The sequence below is a fragment of the Pantoea eucalypti genome (assembly GCF_009646115.1).
GTDB lineage: Bacteria > Pseudomonadota > Gammaproteobacteria > Enterobacterales > Enterobacteriaceae > Pantoea > Pantoea eucalypti.
This window is the reverse complement of the sequence record NZ_CP045720.1, coordinates 3308143-3329657: the sequence shown is the minus strand read 5'-3', so window position 1 is coordinate 3329657 and position 21515 is coordinate 3308143. Positions and strand designations below refer to the sequence as shown.

Annotated in this window: 20 protein-coding genes; 12 read left to right on the top strand and 8 right to left on the bottom strand. The window is 54.0% G+C overall.

Annotation, left to right across the window (positions count from 1 at the left end; genetic code table 11):
- Positions 1-10 precede the first annotated feature (10 nt).
- Positions 11-1291: a glutamate-1-semialdehyde 2,1-aminomutase gene (gene hemL, locus EE896_RS15640; protein WP_008925624.1), complete on the bottom strand. Its 1281-nt coding sequence runs from the start codon at positions 1289-1291 to the stop codon at positions 11-13.
- A gap of 203 nt (positions 1292-1494) precedes the next feature.
- Here hemL and erpA point away from each other — a divergent pair, with 203 nt between their 5' ends.
- Positions 1495-1842, top strand: a complete 348-nt coding sequence (gene erpA / locus EE896_RS15635) for an iron-sulfur cluster insertion protein ErpA (protein ID WP_008925625.1) — start codon at positions 1495-1497, stop codon at positions 1840-1842.
- A gap of 30 nt (positions 1843-1872) precedes the next feature.
- On the opposite strand, the gene EE896_RS15630 is transcribed toward erpA, so the two are convergent.
- From EE896_RS15630 to mtnN, 3 genes are all read right to left on the bottom strand, one after another.
- Complete coding sequence (locus EE896_RS15630; protein WP_008925626.1) at positions 1873-2124, bottom strand: hypothetical protein; 252 nt, start codon at positions 2122-2124, stop codon at positions 1873-1875.
- Between the two features lie 122 nt (positions 2125-2246).
- Positions 2247-3041 carry a vitamin B12 ABC transporter substrate-binding protein BtuF gene (btuF, locus tag EE896_RS15625; protein ID WP_140916404.1) on the bottom strand — a complete coding sequence of 265 codons (795 nt, stop codon included), beginning with the start codon at positions 3039-3041 and terminating at the stop codon, positions 2247-2249.
- Positions 3034-3732 carry a 5'-methylthioadenosine/S-adenosylhomocysteine nucleosidase gene (gene mtnN / locus EE896_RS15620; protein ID WP_008925628.1) on the bottom strand — a complete coding sequence of 233 codons (699 nt, stop codon included), beginning with the start codon at positions 3730-3732 and terminating at the stop codon, positions 3034-3036. The genes btuF and mtnN overlap by 8 nt, the downstream gene beginning before the upstream one ends.
- 92 nt (positions 3733-3824) lie before the next feature.
- On the opposite strand from mtnN, the gene dgt reads away from it, so the two are divergent.
- From dgt to EE896_RS15605, 3 genes are all read left to right on the top strand, one after another.
- Positions 3825-5315, top strand: a complete 1491-nt coding sequence (dgt, locus tag EE896_RS15615; RefSeq protein WP_140916405.1) for a dGTPase — start codon at positions 3825-3827, stop codon at positions 5313-5315.
- A gap of 133 nt (positions 5316-5448) precedes the next feature.
- Entirely contained in the window at positions 5449-6894 is a 1446-nt protein-coding gene (gene degP / locus EE896_RS15610; protein ID WP_008925630.1) for a serine endoprotease DegP, read from the top strand.
- Positions 6895-7078: 184 nt separating this feature from the next.
- A complete protein-coding gene (locus EE896_RS15605; RefSeq protein ID WP_078804726.1) occupies positions 7079-8236 on the top strand; it encodes a CdaR family transcriptional regulator in 1158 nt (385 codons plus the stop codon).
- Positions 8237-8296: 60 nt separating this feature from the next.
- On the opposite strand, the gene EE896_RS15600 is transcribed toward EE896_RS15605, so the two are convergent.
- The 4 genes from EE896_RS15600 to map all read right to left on the bottom strand — a co-directional run bounded on the left by EE896_RS15600 (position 8297) and on the right by map (position 13338).
- Positions 8297-8689, bottom strand: coding sequence for a DUF3461 family protein (locus EE896_RS15600; protein WP_008925632.1), 393 nt, complete (start codon positions 8687-8689; stop codon positions 8297-8299).
- 224 nt (positions 8690-8913) lie between these two features.
- Positions 8914-9738 (bottom strand): 2,3,4,5-tetrahydropyridine-2,6-dicarboxylate N-succinyltransferase, encoded by an 825-nt coding sequence (gene dapD, locus EE896_RS15595; protein ID WP_008925633.1) that lies wholly within the window; start codon positions 9736-9738, stop codon positions 8914-8916.
- 84 nt (positions 9739-9822) lie between these two features.
- The gene (gene glnD, locus EE896_RS15590) at positions 9823-12477 is read right to left on the bottom strand and encodes a bifunctional uridylyltransferase/uridylyl-removing protein GlnD (RefSeq protein ID WP_140916407.1); all 2655 of its coding nucleotides are present in this window, start codon (positions 12475-12477) and stop codon (positions 9823-9825) included.
- Between the two features lie 66 nt (positions 12478-12543).
- On the bottom strand, positions 12544-13338 hold the full coding sequence (map, locus tag EE896_RS15585; protein ID WP_105099578.1) for a type I methionyl aminopeptidase: 795 nt from the start codon (positions 13336-13338) through the stop codon (positions 12544-12546).
- Between the two features lie 318 nt (positions 13339-13656).
- Between map and rpsB the strand changes: the two genes are divergently transcribed.
- From rpsB to rseP, 8 genes are all read left to right on the top strand, one after another.
- Entirely contained in the window at positions 13657-14382 is a 726-nt protein-coding gene (rpsB, locus tag EE896_RS15580) for a 30S ribosomal protein S2 (protein WP_008925636.1), read from the top strand.
- Between the two features lie 182 nt (positions 14383-14564).
- Positions 14565-15416: a translation elongation factor Ts gene (tsf, locus tag EE896_RS15575; protein ID WP_008925637.1), complete on the top strand. Its 852-nt coding sequence runs from the start codon at positions 14565-14567 to the stop codon at positions 15414-15416.
- A 157-nt stretch (positions 15417-15573) separates the two neighbouring features.
- Positions 15574-16299, top strand: coding sequence for a UMP kinase (pyrH, locus tag EE896_RS15570; RefSeq protein WP_003852654.1), 726 nt, complete (start codon positions 15574-15576; stop codon positions 16297-16299).
- A gap of 143 nt (positions 16300-16442) precedes the next feature.
- The gene (gene frr, locus EE896_RS15565) at positions 16443-17000 is read left to right on the top strand and encodes a ribosome recycling factor (protein ID WP_003852653.1); all 558 of its coding nucleotides are present in this window, start codon (positions 16443-16445) and stop codon (positions 16998-17000) included.
- A gap of 111 nt (positions 17001-17111) precedes the next feature.
- Entirely contained in the window at positions 17112-18308 is a 1197-nt protein-coding gene (gene ispC, locus EE896_RS15560) for a 1-deoxy-D-xylulose-5-phosphate reductoisomerase (protein WP_008925638.1), read from the top strand.
- 181 nt (positions 18309-18489) lie between these two features.
- Positions 18490-19242 (top strand): (2E,6E)-farnesyl-diphosphate-specific ditrans,polycis-undecaprenyl-diphosphate synthase, encoded by a 753-nt coding sequence (ispU, locus tag EE896_RS15555; RefSeq protein WP_003852651.1) that lies wholly within the window; start codon positions 18490-18492, stop codon positions 19240-19242.
- 18 nt (positions 19243-19260) lie between these two features.
- A complete protein-coding gene (cdsA, locus tag EE896_RS15550; protein ID WP_033743116.1) occupies positions 19261-20118 on the top strand; it encodes a phosphatidate cytidylyltransferase in 858 nt (285 codons plus the stop codon).
- Positions 20119-20130: 12 nt separating this feature from the next.
- Entirely contained in the window at positions 20131-21477 is a 1347-nt protein-coding gene (gene rseP, locus EE896_RS15545; protein WP_003852647.1) for a sigma E protease regulator RseP, read from the top strand.
- Positions 21478-21515: the final 38 nt, after the last annotated feature.

Below are 21515 nucleotides of genomic sequence, written 5' to 3'. Positions count from 1 at the left end.
GTTACCGAAATTACAGCTTCGCGAAACAACGACGCGCAGCATCAACCGTGCGCTGAATATCCTCTTCGCTGTGCGCCAGTGACATGAAGCCCGCTTCATAAGCTGATGGCGCAAAGTAAACGCCTTCCTCCAGCATCAGATGGAAGAAGGTTTTAAAGCGTTCCACATCGCAGCGGGTCACATCGGCGTAACAGGTCACGCTGTCAGCATCGGTGAAGAACAGGCCAAACATCCCGCCAACATGGTTAATCACCAGCGGAATATTTTGCTGTTGTGCGGCTTCGCGCAGACCCTCTGCCAGCTTGCGGGTCAGGGTATCGAGCTTCTCGTGCGTGCCCGGCTGCGCGATCTGCGTCAGGCAGGCAAAACCGGCAGCCATCGCGATCGGGTTACCGGAGAGCGTTCCCGCCTGATAAACCGGGCCGGTCGGCGCCAGTGCAGCCATCACATCGCGACGGCCACCGAATGCACCGACTGGCATCCCGCCACCGATAATTTTTCCGAGACAGGTCAGGTCAGGACGCACATTGTAGTGAGCCTGCGCGCCACCCAGCGCCACACGGAAGCCGGTCATCACTTCATCGATAATCAGCAGTGCGCCGAACTCATCGCAGAGCGCGCGCAGGCCCGGCAGGAATTCTGGCTGCGGCGGGATGCAGTTCATATTACCGGCAACCGGCTCAACGATGATGGCAGCGATGGCATCAGGATATTGCTCGAAGGCGCTGCGCACGGAGTCGAGATCGTTGAAAGTGCAGGTCAGGGTATGTTTAGCGAAATCTGCTGGTACGCCCGGCGAGTTTGGCTGACCCAGCGTCAGGGCACCGGAACCGGCTTTCACCAGCAAATGATCGGCATGGCCGTGATAGCAGCCTTCAAACTTAATAATTTTATCGCGGCCGGTAAAGCCTCGAGCCAGACGGATTGCGCTCATGGTCGCTTCGGTACCGGAGTTAACCATCCGCACCATCTCCATGCTTGGCACCAGCTCACACACCAGCTGCGCCATGGTCACTTCCATTTCGGTCGGTGCGCCAAAGCTCAGGCCGCGCTGGGCTGCTTCGATCACCGCATTACGGATCGCCGCGTTGTTATGGCCCAGCACCATCGGTCCCCATGAGCCGACATAGTCGATATAGGCTTTGCCATCAGCGTCATAAAGATACGCACCATCAGCATGTTCAATAAACAGTGGAACGCCGCCCACACCGGTAAATGCGCGTACTGGCGAGTTTACCCCACCCGGAATCAGGCGTTGTGCCTCGGCAAACAGTTGTTCGGACTTACTCATTTTCGGCTCCAGCGTTTCAGAAAAATATGGCGCCATTCTACGGAAGAGCAGCAGCAGACGAAAGGTGGATTCACCCACAGCGTCCTGAACGGAGGGGAAAGCGGCACAGAGTGCGAAGGGCAGAGCTTGATTGCGCTGAGGTGCTGACTGATAATAGCGTTATTAAGGTCGTTTTCTGACCTGGGCGTTTACCGGAGTAAAACATGAGTGATGAAGTAGTAGCACTGCCGTTGCAGTTTACCGACGCCGCAGCCACCAAGGTGAAAAACCTGATTGCCGATGAAGAGAACCCGGCGCTGAAACTTCGCGTCTATATCACCGGTGGCGGTTGCAGTGGTTTCCAGTATGGCTTTACGTTTGACGACCAGCTGAACGATGGCGATATGACAATTGAAAAGCAGGGCGTCTCACTGGTCGTTGATCCAATGAGCCTGCAATATCTGGTGGGCGGTTCGGTTGATTATACGGAAGGCCTGGAAGGATCGCGCTTTATCGTGACCAACCCGAATGCCAAAACCACCTGTGGCTGTGGCTCATCCTTCAGTATCTGATCGCGCAGGCCGTCACTCCGACGGCCTCATTTACCACTCTATTGTGACCAGCCGGTTACTCTGCTTCAGGCTTCCCTGCGATTGAATCTGACTTTGGGTTACGCGTGGCTGCGCGCTTGCCTGTCTGCCACAGTTGATTTGCGGCAAAAGCGGACCGTTAGCCGTGTTGATTTCACAGCGTGAATAGATGACAAGCCTGGCGCCTATAGAGCCATTTATCGATCCCGCAAAAGCAGATCCGGTGATCAAAAGCCCTATGGCCAGCAGCAGTGCTCTGGTCATATAAGGTTCCTGGTGTTTTAAAAAGCGCCGCGGCGCTAAAAGGACGGTGAGCATACGTGGCCCGCTCGTCTCTGGTATTGATTAACGGCAAAAAAGGCTGTTTCTTTAATCGATGCGTGGACTTATTGTGCGGGATGCAACGCGGAACAGAGTTGCTGCGCCGCCAGCAGCAGCCGCGGACCCGGCCGGCTTAACCAGTCCTCGTTAATGGCGATCACCGGCACCGTGAGCTGTGGCCGCCAGTAAGTACGAATGTTCTCCGCCTGCTGTGCACCTCCGGCTATAACCACGGCCTGAGGATGGCGCATCAGCACCTGCTCACGGCTGACCTGCGGCCAGCTGACGCGGCTGTCAGCAAAAATATTCCTGCCACCACATAACGTAATAACTTCATTTTGCAGCGTGGCTCTGGCGGCGGTAAAAAGCGGCTGCTGACCAAACTGCAAAAAAAGCGGAACCGCAGTCAGATGAGTATAGCGCTGTCGCAGCGCCGCTGCCTGCTGTCGTAGCGCTCTGGCCGCGCTGGCGGCCTGCTCTGGCCTGGGACTCCAGCGGCCCAGATCGGCCAGTGCCGTGAACATCTCATCCAGTGTCAGTGGATCAATCCATTTAATGGGTACGCCGAGCTGCTGCAACTGCTCAATCTGCCGCTGCGGATTACCGCCGCGCCAGGCCAGGACCAGATCCGGCTTGAGCTGCAGAATACGCTCGGCTTTGATGCCCTGCCAGTTGGCGACCTGTTCAATCTGTTTCGCCTGCGGCGGATAGTCGGACCAGGCGCTGACTGCGATCGGCGTAATCCCGGCAGCAAAGGCGAGTTCGGTAAGGTGTGGAGCGAGGGTGATAACACGCGGTGGGGAAGCGAGCAGGCTGCCGCTTAATAGCAGCAGCCAGCAGAACAGCAGCGTTTTAGCCACGCGCCAGATGCGCCAGCAGGTTCTCCACCATCAGCGACGATTGCGTCGCTGCAACGCTCAGGAATTCATCAAAGCTCAGGTGCGATTCTTTATCGGCCACGTCTGAAATCGCGCGGACCACCACAAACGGCACCTGGAACTGATGACAGACGTGACCGATAGCGGTCGCTTCCATCTCAACCGCAATCGCCTGCGGGAACAGACTACGAATGCGCGCCAGCGGCTCAGCGCCATTGATAAAGGCATCACCGCTTACCACCAGACCGCGTACAGCATTCAGGTCCAGCTGCTTAATGCAGGCTTCGGCAGCCGCGATAAGCTTGCTGTCTGCCACAAACGCAGCAGGGCAACCCGCCATCTGGCCTGGCTCATAACCAAAAGCGGTGACGTCAGCATCGTGATAACGCACTTCATCTGATACCACGATATCGCCGACGCTCAGTGACGGTGCTAAACCGCCTGCCGACCCGGTGTTGATCACCACATCCGGCTTGCAGAGCTGCAGCAGCAGCGTGGTACCCAGCGCGGCAGAGGTTTTACCAATGCCCGATTTCAGCAGTGCCACTTCAACGCCCTGCAGGGTGCCGGTATAGATTTCACAACCCGCCAGTGTCAGCGTTTGACGGTTTTCAATTTTGTCACGCAGCAGTGTGACTTCCTGCTCCATCGCGCCAATAATGCCTGCTTTCATAGTGAGTTCCGCTAATGTAAAGAATCAAAATTTAGGGCATAGTCTACCATGGCATTCAGGGGATTAATTCACGAAAAAGTCAGGGGTAATTCATGTCGGCGATCAATTTCAGGAAGAAGATCAGCTTCTCACGCCCTTATAACAGCCGAAAAGATCCGGAAGGTGAATATTACATTACCTGCCATTTTGAGAGCGACCGTGGACGAATTATCAACTCGGCCGCTATCCGGCGTCTGCAGCAGAAAACGCAGGTCTTTCCACTGGAGCGCAACGCCGCCGTTCGCTCCCGCCTGACGCACTCGCTGGAGGTGCAGCAAACCGGGCGCTACATCACCAAAGAGATTCTGCAAACCCTGAAGATGCAGGGCGGGCTGGCGCAGTATGGACTGGATGAGATGGAAGGCGCGTTTGAAAGTCTGATCGAGATGGCGTGTCTGCTGCATGACGTCGGTAATCCGCCGTTTGGCCATTTTGGCGAGGCCGCCATTAACGACTGGTTTGAAGAGAACCTCTCTGCCGAACTGGTGGATCCGCTGGTAGCGGGCGTTGAAGGAGAAGAACAGCGGAAGGCTTTTGATCAGCTGAATGCCATGATCCGCCAGGACCTCTGCCATTTTGAGGGCAATGCGCAGGCCATTCGTATGGTGCATACGCTGCTGCAACTCAATCTCAGTTATTCTCAGGTCGCCTGCATCCTGAAATATACCGCACCCGCCTGGTGGCAGGGTGAAAAACCTGCCGAATTTAGCGTCTTAATGAAGAAACCCGGCTTTTATCTCTCTGAGCAGGAGTATATTGCGGATTTACGTGCTGCCACCAATATGGAAGAACACCATCGCTTTCCGCTTACCTATATAATGGAAGCGGCGGATGATATCTCCTATTGTATTGCCGATTTGGACGACGCTGTAGAAAAAGATATCTTTAATGTTGAGAGTTTGTTTGAGTTTCTCAATAAAGCCTGGGGGCCGGTTAAAAATAATGACGCCTTCAGCCGGACTATTGGTGAAGCCTGGCGCGAAGCCTGCAGTAAAAAACGGCGAAGCCGCAGCGATCAATTTTTTATGTCATTACGCGTAAATGTTCAGAGCGTGCTGGTAAGTTATGCCGTGAAACGTTTCGTTGATAATCTGCCTGCTATATTCGATGGCAGTTTCAATCACGCGCTGCTGGAAGATGAGGGTGAAGAGGGCCGGTTACTGCAACTGTTTAAAACTGTTGCGCGCCAGCAGGTCTTTAATCACTCTGAAGTCGAGCAGCTGGAGTTGCAGGGATACCGCGTAATCAAAGGGCTGCTGGAGATCTATCAGCCGCTGATGCGCCTGAACTATGAGGCTTTCACCACGCTGATAAATGAAGACTTCCTGCGTCAGCATCCGATTGAAACCCGGCTTTTTCATAAGCTTTCTGGTAAACACCGTAAAGCCTATTTGCAAAAGATGCGTACCCTTGTGGTAGAGCATAAATATCAGCGGCTGCTGTGGGAACGTTATTATCGCTTCCGGCTTATTCAGGATTATATCAGTGGAATGACCGATCTCTATGCCTGGGATGAGTATCGCCGACTGATGGCTGTAGAATAAGCCGGCGTTTGTAAAGGCCGCGAATAAATTTTTACCTTTGACTTAAACTTTTAAAGGAATTTCGCGCTAAAACATTTATCTCACCTTTCGACCACAGCAATGGTCTGAACAGTAATCTTATCGAGAAATGAAAATGAAAAAAAAGACTTTAGTGTTAAGTGCGCTGGCGTTGAGCCTGAGCATGGCGCTCGCCCCAGTTACTGTTTTTGCTGCGCAAACGGCCTCTTCCGATAGCCAGCAACTCCCTAGCCTGGCGCCTATGCTGGAAAAGGTAATGCCGTCTGTGGTCAGTATCAGCGTTGAGGGTACCACCACCGTGAAAACCCCGCGCATGCCGCAGCAGTTTCAGCAATTCTTTGGCGACAACTCGCCCTTCTGCCAGGACGGTTCTCCGTTCCAGGGATCACCCATGTGTCAGAGCGGTGACGGCGCGGGCGGTAACGGTGGCGCGCCAGGCCCTGATACCCAGCAGGAAAAATTCCGGGCTCTCGGGTCGGGCGTCATCATCAACGCTGAAAAAGGCTATGTGGTGACGAACAACCACGTGGTGAACAACGCCACTAAAATTCAGGTGCAGCTCAGCGATGGTCGTCATTATGACGCCAAAGTCATTGGTAAAGATCCCAGCTCTGACATTGCACTGATTCAGCTGAAGGACGCTAAAAATCTGACTGCTGTGAAAATCGCTGACTCCGACAGCCTGCGCGTCGGTGACTACACCGTGGCGATCGGCAACCCGTATGGTCTGGGTGAGACCGTCACCTCCGGGATCGTCTCGGCGCTGGGACGCAGCGGCCTGAACGTGGAAAACTACGAAAACTTTATCCAGACGGATGCGGCAATTAACCGGGGTAACTCCGGTGGTGCGCTGGTTAACCTTAATGGTGAACTGATAGGGATTAACACCGCTATTCTGGCGCCGGATGGCGGCAACATCGGTATCGGCTTTGCTATCCCAAGCAACATGGTTAAAAACCTGACGGCTCAGATGGTTGAGTTTGGTCAGGTGAAACGTGGCGAGCTGGGCGTGCAGGGGACTGAACTGAACTCCGAGCTGGCAAAAGCGATGAAGGTTGATGCACAGCGTGGTGCCTTTGTCAGCCAGGTGCTGCCAGACTCTGCGGCGGCTAAAGCGGGTATTAAAGCGGGTGACGTGATTGTTTCAATGAATGGCAAACCGCTGAGCAGCTTTGCTTCTCTGCGTGCGGAAGTGGGTTCGCTGCCGGTTGGCACCACACTGAAACTGGGCCTGCTGCGCGACGGCAAACCCGTTGATGTCTCGGTTACCTTGCAGCAGAGCAGCCAGGCGAAAGTGCAGTCCGCCACCATTTACAACGGCATTGAAGGGGCTGACCTCAGCAATGTTGAAACCGGTGATAAAGGTGTTCGCGTGGATAATGTGAAACCCGGCAGCGCCGCAGCGCGTATCGGCCTGAAAAAGGGTGACGTGATCCAGGGAGTTAACCAGCAGCCGGTAACCAACCTCGGTGAGCTGCGAAAAGTCCTCGACACCAAACCAGCCGTTCTGGCGCTGAATGTGAAACGTGGTGACAGCAGCATCTATCTGCTGATGCAGTAACGGTATAACAACTGTTCATGAGGCGGACTGCGGTCCGCCTTTTTTATGCCCGCCTTCCGCGCCGCCAGAGTGTGATGCTCTCCGCAAATTCGGTAAATGATTGCCCGGCTCTGTGCAGTTGCACAATGCTCTGTGCGCAACCCATGCGTATTCTGTTTCTCACCCTCTTTTCCAGGAGTAATGGATGGCTACCTATCACCTTGATGCCCGGCTGGCGCAGGATATCGTGGCACGCACCATGAAAATTATTGACAGTAATGTCAACGTGATGGATGCGCGGGGCCGGATCATCGGCAGCGGTGACCGGGAGCGTATTGGGGAGTTGCACGAAGGTGCGTTGCTGGTGCTCTCTCAGGGGCGTGTTGTCGATATTGATGAGGCGGTGGCTAAACATCTTCATGGTGTGCGGCCCGGCATTAATCTGCCGCTGCGCATCGACGGTGACATTGTCGGGGTCATTGGGCTGACGGGCGAGCCACTGGCGCTGCGACATTATGGCGAACTGGTCTGCATGACCGCAGAGATGATGCTGGAACAGGCGCGATTGCTGCATATGCTGGCGCAGGACAGCCGTCTGCGTGAAGAGCTGGTGCTGAACCTGATCCGCAGCGATACCCTGTCGCCACAACTGACTGAATGGGCACAGCGGTTGGGCATCGATCTCAATCAGCCGCGTGTGGTCGCCGTGCTGGAAGTGGACAGCGGTCAGCTCGGCGTCGACAGCGCGATGTCAGAATTACAGCAGCTGCAAACGCTGCTGACCACGCCGGAGCGCGATAATCTGATCGCTATTGTGTCGCTGACCGAAATGGTGGTGCTGAAGCCCGCACTGAATGGACATGGACGCTACGACCAGGAGGATCATCGCCGCCGCGTGGAACAGTTACTGCAGCGGATGAAAGAGAGCGGACATTTACGGATGCGTATCGCACTGGGCAACTTCTTTACCGGGCCTGGCAGCATTGCACGCTCTTACCGGACCGCACGCACCACAATGATGGTGGGCAAGCAACGTATGCCCGAGTTACGCAGCTATTTTTATCAGGATCTGGTGTTGCCGGTGCTGCTCGACAGCCTGCGTGGCGGCTGGCAGGCCAACGAACTGGCCCGGCCACTGGCGAAGCTTAAGAGCATGGATAACAACGGCTTGCTGCGACGCACGTTAATCGCGTGGTTCACCCATAATGTCCAGCCAAGCGCCACCGCGCGTGCGCTGTTCATTCATCGCAATACGCTGGAATATCGGCTAAACCGGATTTCTGAACTCACCGGACTGAATCTTGGCCATTTCGATGACAGGCTGTTGCTCTATGTGGCTTTACAGCTGGATGAGCAGGGATAGGAGCCGAATTCAGGGCATAAAAAAGGCCAGCAAAGCTGGCCTCTCTCGTCGGACAAAAAATTAACGGCTGTTACGGGTTAATTTTTCCAGATCCGATTCAATTTCAGTGATCTTGTGGGAAACCACGCTTTCCAGGTGACGCAGGTCATCCAGAATTTTGCGTTTCAGATCCACTTCAACCTGGTCACGCTGGCAAATCTGGTCCAGTTCATCGATGACATAACGCAGATTCGGGCTGATTTCCTGAACTTCTTTGTAGCCCTGGGTTGCGTGATCGGCAACAACAGTTTTGCGCTGACGCGGATATTTGAATTTGACGCTCTTTGCGAAAAACTCGCCTTTATCTTTGCGGAAGTAAATCTTCAGAATGTCGTTGTTGGCTTCCTGACGCAGGCTGTAGCGGTCAATGTCGTCCGGGTTACTGATACCTAAGCTTTTCAGATTGTCATACATAGCGTTGTTTCCATCAAAAGTGAGAAGCGCGCAGACTTGTTCATGACGTCCGTCAACTGTAGACATAAATAAGCGGGATGAACATTGCGCGACAGGATTTAACTGGCGCGGATTATGACCTGGATGAAAACTAAACGCACCAGTTAATTCGCGACGCGAAGCATGTTGTTCAGGAATAGCTGTAAAGAAAAGATGACGGGCTGCTTTCCAGCCCGTCATTTTACTCAGTCGATGGTGCGCAGCAGTTCGTTAATGCCGGTTTTACCCAGCGTCTTCGCATCCACTTTCTTCACGATCACGGCACAGTAGAGGCTGTAGCTGCCATCTTTAGACGGCAGGTTACCTGAGACCACGACGGAACCGGCAGGAACACGGCCGTAGTGGACTTCACCGGTTTCGCGGTCATAGATTTTGGTGCTCTGACCGATGTAAACGCCCATTGAGATCACTGAGCCTGCTTCAACAATCACGCCTTCAACGATTTCAGAGCGTGCACCGATGAAGCAGTTGTCTTCGATAATGGTCGGGTTTGCCTGCAACGGTTCCAGCACACCACCGATACCCACGCCGCCAGAAAGGTGAACGTTTTTACCAATCTGCGCACAGGAGCCGACAGTCGCCCAGGTGTCCACCATAGTGCCTTCATCCACGAAGGCGCCGATGTTGACGTAAGAAGGCATCAGGACCGTGTTGCGGGCGATATAAGCACCCTGACGAACAGCTGCAGGCGGCACGACGCGGAAACCCGCTTCTTTGAAACGCGCTTCATCCCAGCCAGCAAATTTCATCGGGACTTTGTCGTAGAAGCGGGTTTCTGAACCTTCCATTACCTGATTGTCATTAATGCGGAAAGAGAGCAGCACTGCTTTCTTCAGCCACTGATGCGTTACCCACTCGCCGTCGATCTTCTCAGCAACGCGCAGCTCACCGCTGTCCAGCAGGGAGATAACCTGGTTGATGGCATCGCGGGTTTCGCTGTCGACGCTGGCAGGGGTAATGTCAGCGCGACGTTCGAAGGCGGATTCAATAACGCTCTGTAACTGTTGCATATTTTTTTTCCTGATCTGTCATGTGCGGTGCCGGACAACAGCCCGACACAAGTAAATAGAGTAATGTCTACAAATTGAATCTGGTCACACTTTATCGTTTGGATTAAGGGCCTCTGTCAACCGTTGTTGCAACGCTTTGCGCATTTCTTCATCCAGTGCCTGACGTTCGCTGTTGGCCAGAATAAATAAATCTTCGACCCGCTCGCCGATGGTGCTGATGCGTGCACCGTGCAGTGAGACACCCAGATCGGCAAAGACTTCGCCGACCCGCGCCAGCAGGCCTGGCTGATCCAGCGCCACCAGTTCCAGGTAGCTGCGACGGTCAGTGTGCGTTGGCAGGAAATTCACTTCGGTATCCACGCTGAAATGCCGCAGTTTGGCCGACGGACGACGGGTACGCGGCGGCACCCAATCTGACTGAGTGATTGCCTGTTCCAGCGCCTGAATGATCATCGGATGACGATCGGGGGAGAGCGGGCTGCCATCCGGTTCCAGCACAATAAAGGTATCCATTGCCATGCCGTCCCGGCTGGTGAAGATTTGCGCGTCGTGAACGCTGAGGTTACGACGGTCGAGTTCACCGGCCACGGCAGCAAACAGATGAGGCCGATCGGGACTCCAGATAAAAATTTCGGTCCCGCCACGGGTGGCCTGCGGGCTGACCAGCACCAGCGGTTTTTTCAGATCGTGAACCAGCAGGTGGCGGGCATGCCACGCAATCTGATTCGGCGTATGGCGCAGGAAGTAGTCTGCGCGGCAACGATTCCAGATCTGGTGCAGACGCTCTTCATCAATATTATCCATCCGCAGCAGTGCCAGTGCCTGCAGGCGATGATGACGCACCCGCTCCCGCAAATCCGGACTGTTTTCCATACCGCGTCGTAACTGCTTCTCGGTGGCGAAAAACAGCTCGCGTAACAGGCTCTGCTTCCAGCTGTTCCACAGACTTTCATTGGTGGCGCAGATATCGGCCACGGTCAGACAAACCAGATAGCGCAGCCGGTTCTCATTCTGCATCACCTCAGCAAACTGCTGGATCACCGTCGGATCCTGAATATCGCGACGCTGCGCCGTGACAGACATCAGCAGGTGATGACGAACCAGCCAGGCCACCAGTTGAGTTTCACGCGAGTTAAGGCCATGCATTTCAGCGAACTCAAGCGCATCCTGCGCGCCAAGAATAGAGTGATCGCCGCCGCGCCCTTTGGCAATGTCATGCAGCAGCGCAGCCATCAGTAACAGCTCCTGCTGCGGCAGGCGTGGCCATAACTCGACACACAGTGGATGCTGAGGACGGGTGGCTTCATTGGCGAAGCTTTCCAGCTTCTGCAGGACACGAATAGTATGCTCATCCACGGTGTAGGCATGGAACAGATCAAACTGCATCTGTCCGACGATATGCCCCCACAGCGGTGTATAGGCCCACAGCACGCTATGACGATGCATCGGCACCAGCGCCCGGCTCACCGCGCCGGGATGGCGCAGAATTGACATAAACGTGCGTCGCGCTTCCGGAATCTGACACAGCGGCTGTTTAAGATGTCGACGTGCATGGCGCAGGTGACGCAGGGTGGTGGAGTAGATCCCTTTGATACTGTCGTTACGTACCATCACGTAGAACATACGCAGAATCGCCTGCGGCTCGCGGGTGAACAGCGTTTCGTCGCGCAGGTCGATCAAATCACCCCGCAGCTGGAAATCGTCGTCGATAGGCCTGGGTTTTTCACTGGTGGAGAGCGCCAGAATCGCCTCATCAAACAGCTGCAGCAGCATCTGGTTCAGTTCACCGATACGCCGTGTGACCCGATAGAAATCCTTCATCATGCGTTCGACCGGCTCATTGCCTTCGCCCTGGTAATTCAGGCGCTGCGCCACACTGAGCTGGCGATCGAATAGCAGGCGGTTATCGTAGCGGGGGAGGGAAAGATGCAGGGCAAAGCGGATGCGCCAGAGAAACTCCTGACATTCGTTGAGTTCGCTGCGCTCAGCGTCAGTGAGGAAACCAAAGCCGACCATCTCATCCAGGGTAGTGGCACCAAAATGGCGTCGGGCAACCCACTGCAGCGTATGGATGTCTCGCAGGCCACCGGGACTGCTTTTGATATCCGGCTCGAGGTTATAACTGGTGCCGTGATAACGCTTGTGGCGCTCCTGCTGCTCATCAATTTTGGCGGCGAAAAAGCAGGATGAGGGCCAGAAACCGTCGCTGAAGATATTTTTCTGCAGTTCCAGAAACAGCGCCACATCGCCAGTCAGCATCCGTGATTCGATCAGGTTGGTGGCGACGGTCAGATCAGACAATCCCTCCAGCAGACACTCTTCCAGCGTGCGGACGCTGTGGCCCACTTCCAGTTTAAGATCCCACATCAGCGTTAAGAGATCGCTGGTGCGTTGCGCAGCCTGTTCATCCAGCGGCTGGCGGCTGAGGATCAGAACATCGATATCAGAGAGCGGATGCAGTTCGGCACGGCCATAGCCGCCAACGGCGACCAGCGCGGTAGACGGCATTTCATCAAAGCCAAAGAAGCGCCACAGGCGACGCAGCAGCCGATCAATAAACAGCGTGCGGGCATCGATCAGCGGCTCAACGGGTTCACCGGCATCAAACGCGGCAGCCAGATGTTGCTGAAACAGCTCCAGCCTCGGCTTCAGAATGTCGCGGGTCAGCTGGTCGTCACCCCATTCGGCTGGCGAATCAACCAGACCGTTTTTCACATCTTCCGACAGACTCACGCTCATGCAGCTCTTCTCTTTTTTAGCCAAAAAAAAGCCGGCTCAGCGCCGGCTTGATCTGTTTTGGGGGAATTACCCTTCGGCGACGAGCACAGCGGGCAGCGCGTCGTCTTTGCGCAGGGTTAAAATCTCACAGCCGTTTTCCGTCACCACAATAGTATGCTCATACTGCGCGGACAAGCTGCGATCTTTGGTTTTTACCGTCCAGCCATCTTTCATGGTGCGGATGCGGTAATCCCCGGCATTGACCATCGGTTCTACTGTAAAGGTCATACCCGCCTGTAACACGACGCCGCTATCATCGGCATCGTAATGCAATACCTGAGGCTCTTCGTGGAACCCCTTGCCGATGCCGTGACCGCAATATTCGCGTACGACAGAGAAGTCGTTTGCTTCAACATACTTCTGAATGGCACGACCCAACTCGCGCAGGCGGATGCCGGGCTTAATCAGACGCAGGGAAAGATAGAGGCTCTCCTGCGTGACGCGGCACAGGCGCTCACCCTGAATAGTGGGTTTACCAACAATAAACATCTTTGAGGTATCACCGTGGTACTCATCTTTAATGACGGTGACATCGATATTGACGATATCGCCATCTTTCAGAGGGCGATCGTCACTGGGAATCCCGTGACAAACCACTTCATTCACCGAGATGCAGACTGATTTCGGAAAACCGTGATAGCCAAGGCAGGCAGAGACGGCCTGCTGCTTCTGCGTGATGTGTTCGTGGCAGATACGGTCCAGCTCGCCGGTGGTGACACCCGGTTGAACATGAGGCTCGATCATCTCCAGCACTTCGGCGGCCAGTCGGCCCGCGACGCGCATTTTTTCGATTTCTTCAGGGGTTTTGATTGAAATTGCCATTAAATTAATCCGCAGTTGTCGAAATTTTCGACAATAATAAGGTCTGTGCTGTCATGTTAGCAGCCAGCAAATGGGCTGCCAAATAGAGAACGCGCTGGCGCTCATCAGTGATCATTTATTGGCGTCCCATGGTGGTTTGTGGTATAAAGCGCGCCGACGATTCTCTGTATGGCTGTTTCGGTCAGCAGGAAACGCATAACTCTCATTATGTGTAATAAAACACACATGTATCGACACATACGCCGGGGTGCCTTGAAAGAGGTCGGTCGTATGGGATACATGGAGGCCCAACCCCAATCAAACTTTAGAGGTTTTATCATGGCAACTGTTTCCATGCGCGACATGCTCCAGGCTGGTGTTCACTTCGGTCACCAGACCCGTTACTGGAACCCAAAAATGAAGCCATTCATCTTTGGTGCACGTAACAAGGTTCACATCATCAACCTGGAAAAAACTGTACCTATGTTCAACGAAGCTCTGGCTGAACTGAACAAGATCTCTTCCCGTAAAGGTAAGATCCTGATCGTAGGTACTAAGCGCGCTGCTGCCCAGGCAGTAAAAGAGTCTGCACTGAGCTGCGACCAGTTCTTCGTAAACCACCGCTGGTTGGGTGGCATGCTGACTAACTGGAAAACCGTGCGTCAGTCAATCAAGCGTCTGAAAGATCTGGAGATTCAGTCTCAGGATGGCACTTTCGACAAACTGACCAAAAAAGAAGCGCTGATGCGTGCGCGTGAGCTGGCCAAGCTGGAAAACAGCCTGGGCGGTATCAAAGACATGGGCGGTCTGCCAGACGCACTGTTTGTTGTTGATGCTGATCACGAACACATCGCAATCAAAGAAGCAAACAACCTGGGTATCCCGGTATTTGCTATCGTTGATACCAACTCAGATCCAGATGGCGTTGATTTCGTTATCCCAGGTAACGACGATGCGATCCGTGCTGTAAACCTGTACCTGACTGCCGTTGCGACTACCGTTCGCGAAGGCCGCTCTCAGGACCTGGCTGAGCAAGCTGAAGAAGCGTCTTTAGAAAACGCTTAATTAAGGTTTGCTCTGCATAAGAGCCCTTAGCATTCAGATGTGATCTGTAAGGGGCCTATACTGGCCCCTTTATTTTATCTAAGTCTGTCACGCCCCCAACCGGACGGCGGGACAGAGTAAATTTTCCGCAAATAAGTGTCTGCTGGTGCAAACGTACTCAGGCACGAACCGAGGATTCTGGAATGGCTGACATTACCGCTGCATTGGTAAAAGAACTGCGCGAGCGTACTGGCGCTGGCATGATGGATTGCAAAAAAGCGCTGACTGAAGCGAACGGCGACATTGAGCTGGCGATTGAGAACATGCGTAAGTCTGGCGCAATCAAAGCAGCGAAAAAAGCAGGCAACGTTGCTGCTGATGGCGTAATCAAAACCAAGATCGTTGGCGACTACGGCGTGATTCTGGAAGTGAACTGCCAGACTGACTTCGTTGCAAAAGATGGCGGTTTCCAGGCGTTCGCAGACAAAGTTCTGGAAGCGGCTGCCGCTAATCGCGTTACCGACGTTGAAGTTCTGAAAGCGCAGTTCGAAGAAGAGCGCGTTGCACTGGTTGCTAAAATCGGTGAGAACATCAACATCCGTCGCGTTGCAATCCTGGAAGGCGCAGAGCTGGGCAGCTACCTGCACGGCGCACGTATCGGCGTTCTGGTTTCAGCGAAAGGCGCTAACGAAGATCTGATCAAACAGATCGCAATGCACGTTGCAGCAAGCAAACCTGAATTCGTTAAGCCAGAAGACGTTTCTGCTGACGTGGTTGATAAAGAGTACCAGGTTCAGCTGGACATCGCGATGCAGTCTGGCAAGCCAAAAGAGATCGCAGAGAAGATGGTTGAAGGCCGTATGAAGAAATTCACCGGCGAAGTCTCTCTGACAGGTCAGGCTTTCGTTATCGACCCAAGCAAAACCGTTGGCCAGGCTCTGAAAGAGCAGGGCGCTGACGTGATTAACTTCATCCGCTTCGAAGTGGGTGAAGGCATCGAGAAAGTTGAGTCTGACTTCGCTGCAGAAGTTGCAGCAATGTCCAAACAGTCTTAATGCTTTGAAAGAACCGCCATCCGGCGGTTCTTTTTTGTCTGTGAATCGCAACAGACACGTTTTCAGTTTCATCCCAATAGCATTTTCTTTGCGGTAAGCGGATGATCGATCAGAATTTACTTCTCCTTTACACCCAATCTTCCAGGAAGAACTGACCATGGCGACCAACGCAAAACCTGTTTATCAACGTATCCTGCTTAAACTCAGCGGCGAAGCTCTGCAAGGCGCTGAAGGTTTTGGTATCGACGCGAGTGTGCTTGACCGCATGGCACAAGAGGTAAAAGAGCTGGTTGAACTGGGCATCCAGGTTGGCGTAGTGATTGGCGGAGGGAACCTGTTCCGTGGCGCAAGCCTGCAGCAGGCAGGGATGAACCGCGTCGTGGGTGACCACATGGGTATGCTGGCAACCGTGATGAACGGCCTGGCGATGCGTGATGCACTGCACCGCGCCTATGTGAACGCACGCCTGATGTCAGCGATTCCACTGAATGGCGTCTGCGACAACTACAGCTGGGCAGAAGCGATCAGCCTGCTGCGTAACAACCGCGTGGTGATTTTCTCCGCCGGTACCGGTAACCCGTTCTTTACCACCGACTCTGCGGCGTGTTTGCGCGGCATTGAGATTGAAGCGGACGTGGTGCTGAAAGCGACCAAAGTTGACGGCGTCTACTCTGCCGACCCGGTGAAAAGCCCGGACGCAACGCTTTATGAGCAACTGAGCTATGCTGAAGTACTGGATAAAGAGCTGAAAGTGATGGATCTGGCGGCCTTTACCCTGGCGCGTGACCACAAATTGCCTATCCGTGTTTTCAACATGAATAAACCTGGCGCACTGCGTCGTGTAGTGATGGGTGAAAAAGAAGGGACTCTGATTACGCATTAATACCCGAGGCGAGATAAAATAAGGTATATTCTGTCAGCGCGATGAGAATGCATCGCGCACCAGTCAGGATTATCGATGATTATCGATCCCGCTTCCGGTTATGCCGGAACTGGCCAGGTCAAACCGAATCCAAGGGTTTCAACGTGATTAACGACATCAAAAAAGATGCTGACACGCGCATGGAAAAATGCGTTGAAGCATTCAAAACTACCATCAGCAAAGTGCGCACCGGTCGTGCTTCACCTTCGCTGCTTGACGGCATCGTCGTCGAATATTACGGCACGCCGACGCCACTGCGTCAGCTGGCTTCTGTCACTGTGGAAGATTCACGCACGCTGAAAATCAACGTGTTTGACCGTTCACTGAGTCCGGCAGTCGAAAAAGCGATCATGAAGTCTGATCTCGGTCTGAACCCAAGTTCAGCCGGTACCGACATCCGTGTTCCGCTGCCTGCCCTGACAGAAGAGCGTCGTAAAGATCTGATTAAAATCGTGCGCGGCGAAGCCGAGCAGGGCCGTGTGTCGGTACGTAACGTCCGTCGCGATGCCAACGATAAAATCAAAGCGCTGCTGAAAGATAAAGAGATCAGCGAAGACGACGAACGTCGTGCGCAGGATGAAGTGCAAAAAATGACCGATGCGTACATCAAGAAAGTTGATGCCGCACTGTCTGAAAAAGAGTCGGAGCTGATGGATTTCTAATCCCATCACTGCCGGACAAAACGCCGTACAGAGAGGTATTCGTATGAATGCGACATCTGGCGGCGTTTTACATTGTGCCTGAGGGCACGCTGACTTCACACGGATAGCCTCATGAAGCGATTAACTCTGCTGGGATCCACCGGCTCGATCGGCACCAGTACGCTGGCAGTGGTTCGCGCCAACCCGGCGCTTTATCAGATTACTGCGCTGGTCGCTGGCCACAATGTGGCGCTGATGGCCGAACAGTGTGCGGCTTTTACGCCGCGCTACGCCTGCATGGCAGATGAGGCATCCGCCGCTGCGCTGCGTGAGCGACTGAGAGCAATCAGGATCGATACTGAAGTGCTCTCCGGCGTTCAGGCAGCCTGTGAGCTGGCTGCGCTGGATGACGTGGATCAGGTGATGGCGGCAATTGTCGGCGCATCCGGTTTGCTGCCGACGCTGGCAGCCATTCGCGCCGGAAAAACGGTGCTGCTGGCCAACAAAGAATCGCTTGTCACCTGCGGCCGTTTGTTTATGGAGGCGGTGCGTCATCATAACGCGCAGTTACTACCAGTCGACAGTGAGCATAACGCCATTTTTCAGAGTTTACCGGCTACCATCCAGCATCAGTTAGGTTACGCTGACCTGCGGGATAATGGCATTGAGTCGATTATCCTTACGGGATCGGGTGGTCCTTTTCGTGACACAGATTTAGCTGATCTTAGCGCCATGTCGCCGGATCAGGCCTGTGCACATCCGAACTGGTCGATGGGGAGAAAAATCTCTGTTGATTCGGCCACCATGATGAATAAAGGTCTTGAGTACATTGAAGCCCGTTGGTTGTTTAATGCCAGCGCAGCGCAGATGGAAGTGATACTTCACCCACAGTCGGTGATTCACTCCATGGTGCGATACTGCGATGGCAGCGTGCTGGCTCAGTTAGGTTCTCCCGATATGCGTACGCCTATTGCCCACAGCATGGCCTGGCCATCGCGCATCAATGCAGGTGTGACGCCGCTGGATTTTACCCGCATGTCGGCGCTCTCTTTTGCAGAACCTGACTTTAGTCGCTATCCCTGTCTGAAACTGGCCATTGATGCCTGTGAGGCAGGGCAGGCGGCGACCACCACGCTAAATGCTGCCAATGAGGTTGCCGTCGCGGCTTTCCTGAATCACCAGATCCGCTTCACCGACATTGCCGCGCTTAATAGCGCAGTGATGGCGGCACAAGTGTGTCCGGAGCCGGATTCGGTGGACGCTGTCCTTGACATCGATCGCACTGCGCGCGCGCTGGCAACAGAAATGTTGCCGCGCTTCACGTCGTGAAACCGATCGTTATGAGGCCATTTGTTCGCTTCAGGTGAAAATGGTATAGTCGCTGGCTCGCGTTTCACGGTCTGTCACCGAATTCGGTGTAGCCCGGCACTAAGCGTGTGCCGGGATTTGAATCGGGCGCAATGTATTCAGAAAACACAGCATTTCTGATGAAAGGAATTGGTTAAGCGTTATGTCGTCTAACAATCACAACAACACTGATGACCAGCAGGGAAACGGTCCGCGCCACGTCGCTATCATCATGGATGGCAATGGTCGCTGGGCCAAAAATCAGGGAAAATTGCGTATTTCAGGCCACAAAGCCGGTGTTAAATCGGTGCGTCGTGCCGTCAGCTTTGCGGTCAATAACAATCTTGAAGCCCTGACGCTTTATGCCTTCAGTAGTGAAAACTGGAGCCGTCCTGCGCAGGAAGTTACCGCGTTAATGGAACTGTTTGTCTGGGCACTCGACAGTGAAGTAAAGAGCCTGCATAAACACAACGTTCGCTTACGTGTCATTGGCGATACCAGCCGTTTCAGCCCCCGCATTCAGGAACGTATTCGTCGTTCTGAGACCCTGACTGCAAATAATACCCGTCTGACGCTCAACATTGCTGCCAACTATGGCGGCCGTTGGGATATTATCGAAGGCGTGAAAAAACTGGCTGAACAGGTTCAGGAAGGATTACTGCGACCTGACCAGATTACCGAAGAGAGCCTGACGTCGCAGCTCTGCATGCAGGAGCTGGCGCCAGTGGATTTAGTGATAAGGACCGGGGGAGAGCATCGGATTAGCAACTTCCTGCTGTGGCAGATTGCCTATGCTGAATTCTATTTTACCGATGTGCTCTGGCCGGATTTCGATGAACACGTTTTTGAAGGTGCACTGAATGCATTCTCTCTGCGGGAGCGTCGTTTTGGCGGCGCTGCACCAGGCGGCGCCTGAGCAATCTGGGGGTAACCTTTGCTGAAGTCTCGTCTTATTACCGCGTTGATATTAATTCCGCTGGTAATAGCTGCACTATTCTGGTTACCGCCTGTTGGCTTCGCCCTGACAACGATTGTTATCTGCATGCTGGCAGCCTGGGAATGGGGTCAGTTTGCAGGCATGGCATCACGGCAACAGCGTGTCTGGCTGGCTGTACTTTGTGGTCTGTTGCTGGCGCTGATGCAGTTTACGCTGCCACCTTATCAACACACGGTGCATCTGCCACAGATTGCGACATCGCTTTGGGCGTCGCTGGTGTGGTGGGTCGCGGCACTGCTGCTGGTGCTTACCTATCCCGCTTCCGCGGCTTTCTGGCGTCATTCGCGTCCACTTCGCTTACTGTTTGGCGTATTAACGCTGGTGCCCTTTTTCTGGGGCATGGTGGCGCTGCGCCAGTATCACTATGAAACCGACCACTTCGCCGGAGCCTGGTGGCTGCTGTTTGTGCTGCTGCTGGTGTGGGGAGCGGATTCCGGTGCTTATATGTTTGGCAAGATGTTCGGCAAGCACAAGCTGGCGCCGAAAGTCTCACCAGGCAAAACCTGGGAAGGCTTCCTGGGCGGCCTGGTTTCATCGGCGCTGATTGCGCTGCTGTTTGCCACGCTGGCGCCGCTGACGGTCTCCACCGGTACGCTGGTGATTTGCGCGGTTATCGCGACGCTGGCCTCTGTTCTGGGTGACCTCACCGAGAGTATGTTTAAACGTGAAGCGGGCATTAAAGACAGTGGTAATCTGATCCCCGGTCATGGCGGCATGCTTGATCGTATTGATAGTCTGACTGCGGCGGTGCCGGTGTTTGCCTGTTTATTGCTGCTGGTGTTCCGCACCCTTTAAGGACAGGCAAAGATGTTGAGTATAATCTGGAGTTTCTTCGCCTTTATCGTTGCGCTGGGCGTGTTGATTACCGTGCATGAGTTTGGCCACTTCTGGGTCGCTCGTCGCTGTGGTGTCAAAGTTGAGCGCTTTTCTATTGGTTTTGGTAAGGCGCTCTGGCAGCGCCGTGATCGTCACGGCACCGAATTTGTCATCGCGCTGATCCCGCTCGGCGGCTACGTTAAAATGCTCGACGAACGTGTCGAAAGCGTGCCCGCCGAGCTGCGTCATCAGGCTTTTAATAACAAAGCCGTCTGGCAACGCGCCTCCATTATTGCGGCAGGGCCTGTCGCTAACTTTATCTTTGCCATCTTTGCCTACTGGGTTGTGTTTATTCACGGCGTACCAGGTGTACGCCCGGTAATCGGTGAAATTTTAAACGGTTCGGTCGCTGCAGAAGCGCAAATTACGCCCGGCATGGAACTTAAGGCTGTTGACGGTATCGAAACGCCTGACTGGGATGCTGTGCGTATGGCGCTGGTGGGTAAAATCGGCGATAGCAGCACCACGTTAACCGTGGCCCGATTTGGCGAAGATGCAACCCAGCAGAAGCAGCTGGATTTGCGTAACTGGCAGTTTGAGCCTGATAAGCAGGATCCGGTCGTTGCATTAGGGATTCAGCCACGCGGTCCGCAAATTGAGACCACACTGGCAGAAGTGCAGGCGAACTCGCCAGCGAGTGAAGCCGGTTTGCAAGCAGGCGACAGGATCGTTAAAGTCGATGGTCAGCCATTATCGCAGTGGCAGACTTTTGTCACGCAGGTCCGGGATAATCCCGGTAAAAGCATGGCGCTTGAAGTGGATCGCGGCGGTGAATCAATTGCGCTGACGATGACGCCAGAAGCGAAAAATGGCAGTAAGGCGGGCTTTGCGGGAGTGATTCCGCGTATCGTCCCGCTGCCAGAAGAGTACAAGACGGTAAGGCAGTATGGCGCATTTGCGGCAATCGGTGAGGCCAGTGTAAAAACCTGGCAATTGATGAAGCTCACTGTTTCCATGCTGGGCAAGTTAATAACCGGTGATGTGAAGCTGAACAACCTGAGCGGGCCAATTTCGATTGCGCAGGGTGCAGGATTGTCAGCTGAGTACGGGTTGATTTACTACCTGATGTTCCTGGCGTTGATTAGCGTCAACCTGGGCATCATCAACCTGTTCCCTTTGCCGGTTTTAGATGGTGGGCACTTGCTCTTCCTTGCGATCGAAAAGATCAAAGGTGGACCGGTGTCCGAGCGAGTTCAGGACTTTAGTTATCGCATCGGTTCGATTTTACTGGTGCTGTTAATGGGGCTTGCACTTTTCAATGATTTCTCACGTTTGTAACCGCTGGAACGCGAACATTCGAGGGATGTGTTAGGAAA

Bases quoted from the DNA above. Each gene is read 5' to 3' on its own strand.
- dapD (WP_008925633.1), bottom strand. From the start codon at position 9,738: ATGCAACAGTTACAGAGCGTTATTGAATCCGCCTTCGAACGTCGCGCT.
- ispC (WP_008925638.1), top strand. From the start codon at position 17,112: ATGAAGCGATTAACTCTGCTGGGATCCACCGGCTCGATCGGCACCAGT.
- EE896_RS15600 (WP_008925632.1), bottom strand. From the start codon at position 8,689: ATGTATGACAATCTGAAAAGCTTAGGTATCAGTAACCCGGACGACATT.
- tsf (WP_008925637.1), top strand. From the start codon at position 14,565: ATGGCTGACATTACCGCTGCATTGGTAAAAGAACTGCGCGAGCGTACT.
- map (WP_105099578.1), bottom strand. From the start codon at position 13,338: ATGGCAATTTCAATCAAAACCCCTGAAGAAATCGAAAAAATGCGCGTC.
- mtnN (WP_008925628.1), bottom strand. From the start codon at position 3,732: ATGAAAGCAGGCATTATTGGCGCGATGGAGCAGGAAGTCACACTGCTG.
- dgt (WP_140916405.1), top strand. From the start codon at position 3,825: ATGTCGGCGATCAATTTCAGGAAGAAGATCAGCTTCTCACGCCCTTAT.
- glnD (WP_140916407.1), bottom strand. From the start codon at position 12,477: ATGAGCGTGAGTCTGTCGGAAGATGTGAAAAACGGTCTGGTTGATTCG.
- pyrH (WP_003852654.1), top strand. From the start codon at position 15,574: ATGGCGACCAACGCAAAACCTGTTTATCAACGTATCCTGCTTAAACTC.
- ispU (WP_003852651.1), top strand. From the start codon at position 18,490: ATGTCGTCTAACAATCACAACAACACTGATGACCAGCAGGGAAACGGT.
- erpA (WP_008925625.1), top strand. From the start codon at position 1,495: ATGAGTGATGAAGTAGTAGCACTGCCGTTGCAGTTTACCGACGCCGCA.
- EE896_RS15630 (WP_008925626.1), bottom strand. From the start codon at position 2,124: ATGACCAGAGCACTGCTGCTGGCCATAGGGCTTTTGATCACCGGATCT.
- hemL (WP_008925624.1), bottom strand. From the start codon at position 1,291: ATGAGTAAGTCCGAACAACTGTTTGCCGAGGCACAACGCCTGATTCCG.
- degP (WP_008925630.1), top strand. From the start codon at position 5,449: ATGAAAAAAAAGACTTTAGTGTTAAGTGCGCTGGCGTTGAGCCTGAGC.
- rseP (WP_003852647.1), top strand. From the start codon at position 20,131: ATGTTGAGTATAATCTGGAGTTTCTTCGCCTTTATCGTTGCGCTGGGC.
- rpsB (WP_008925636.1), top strand. From the start codon at position 13,657: ATGGCAACTGTTTCCATGCGCGACATGCTCCAGGCTGGTGTTCACTTC.
- EE896_RS15605 (WP_078804726.1), top strand. From the start codon at position 7,079: ATGGCTACCTATCACCTTGATGCCCGGCTGGCGCAGGATATCGTGGCA.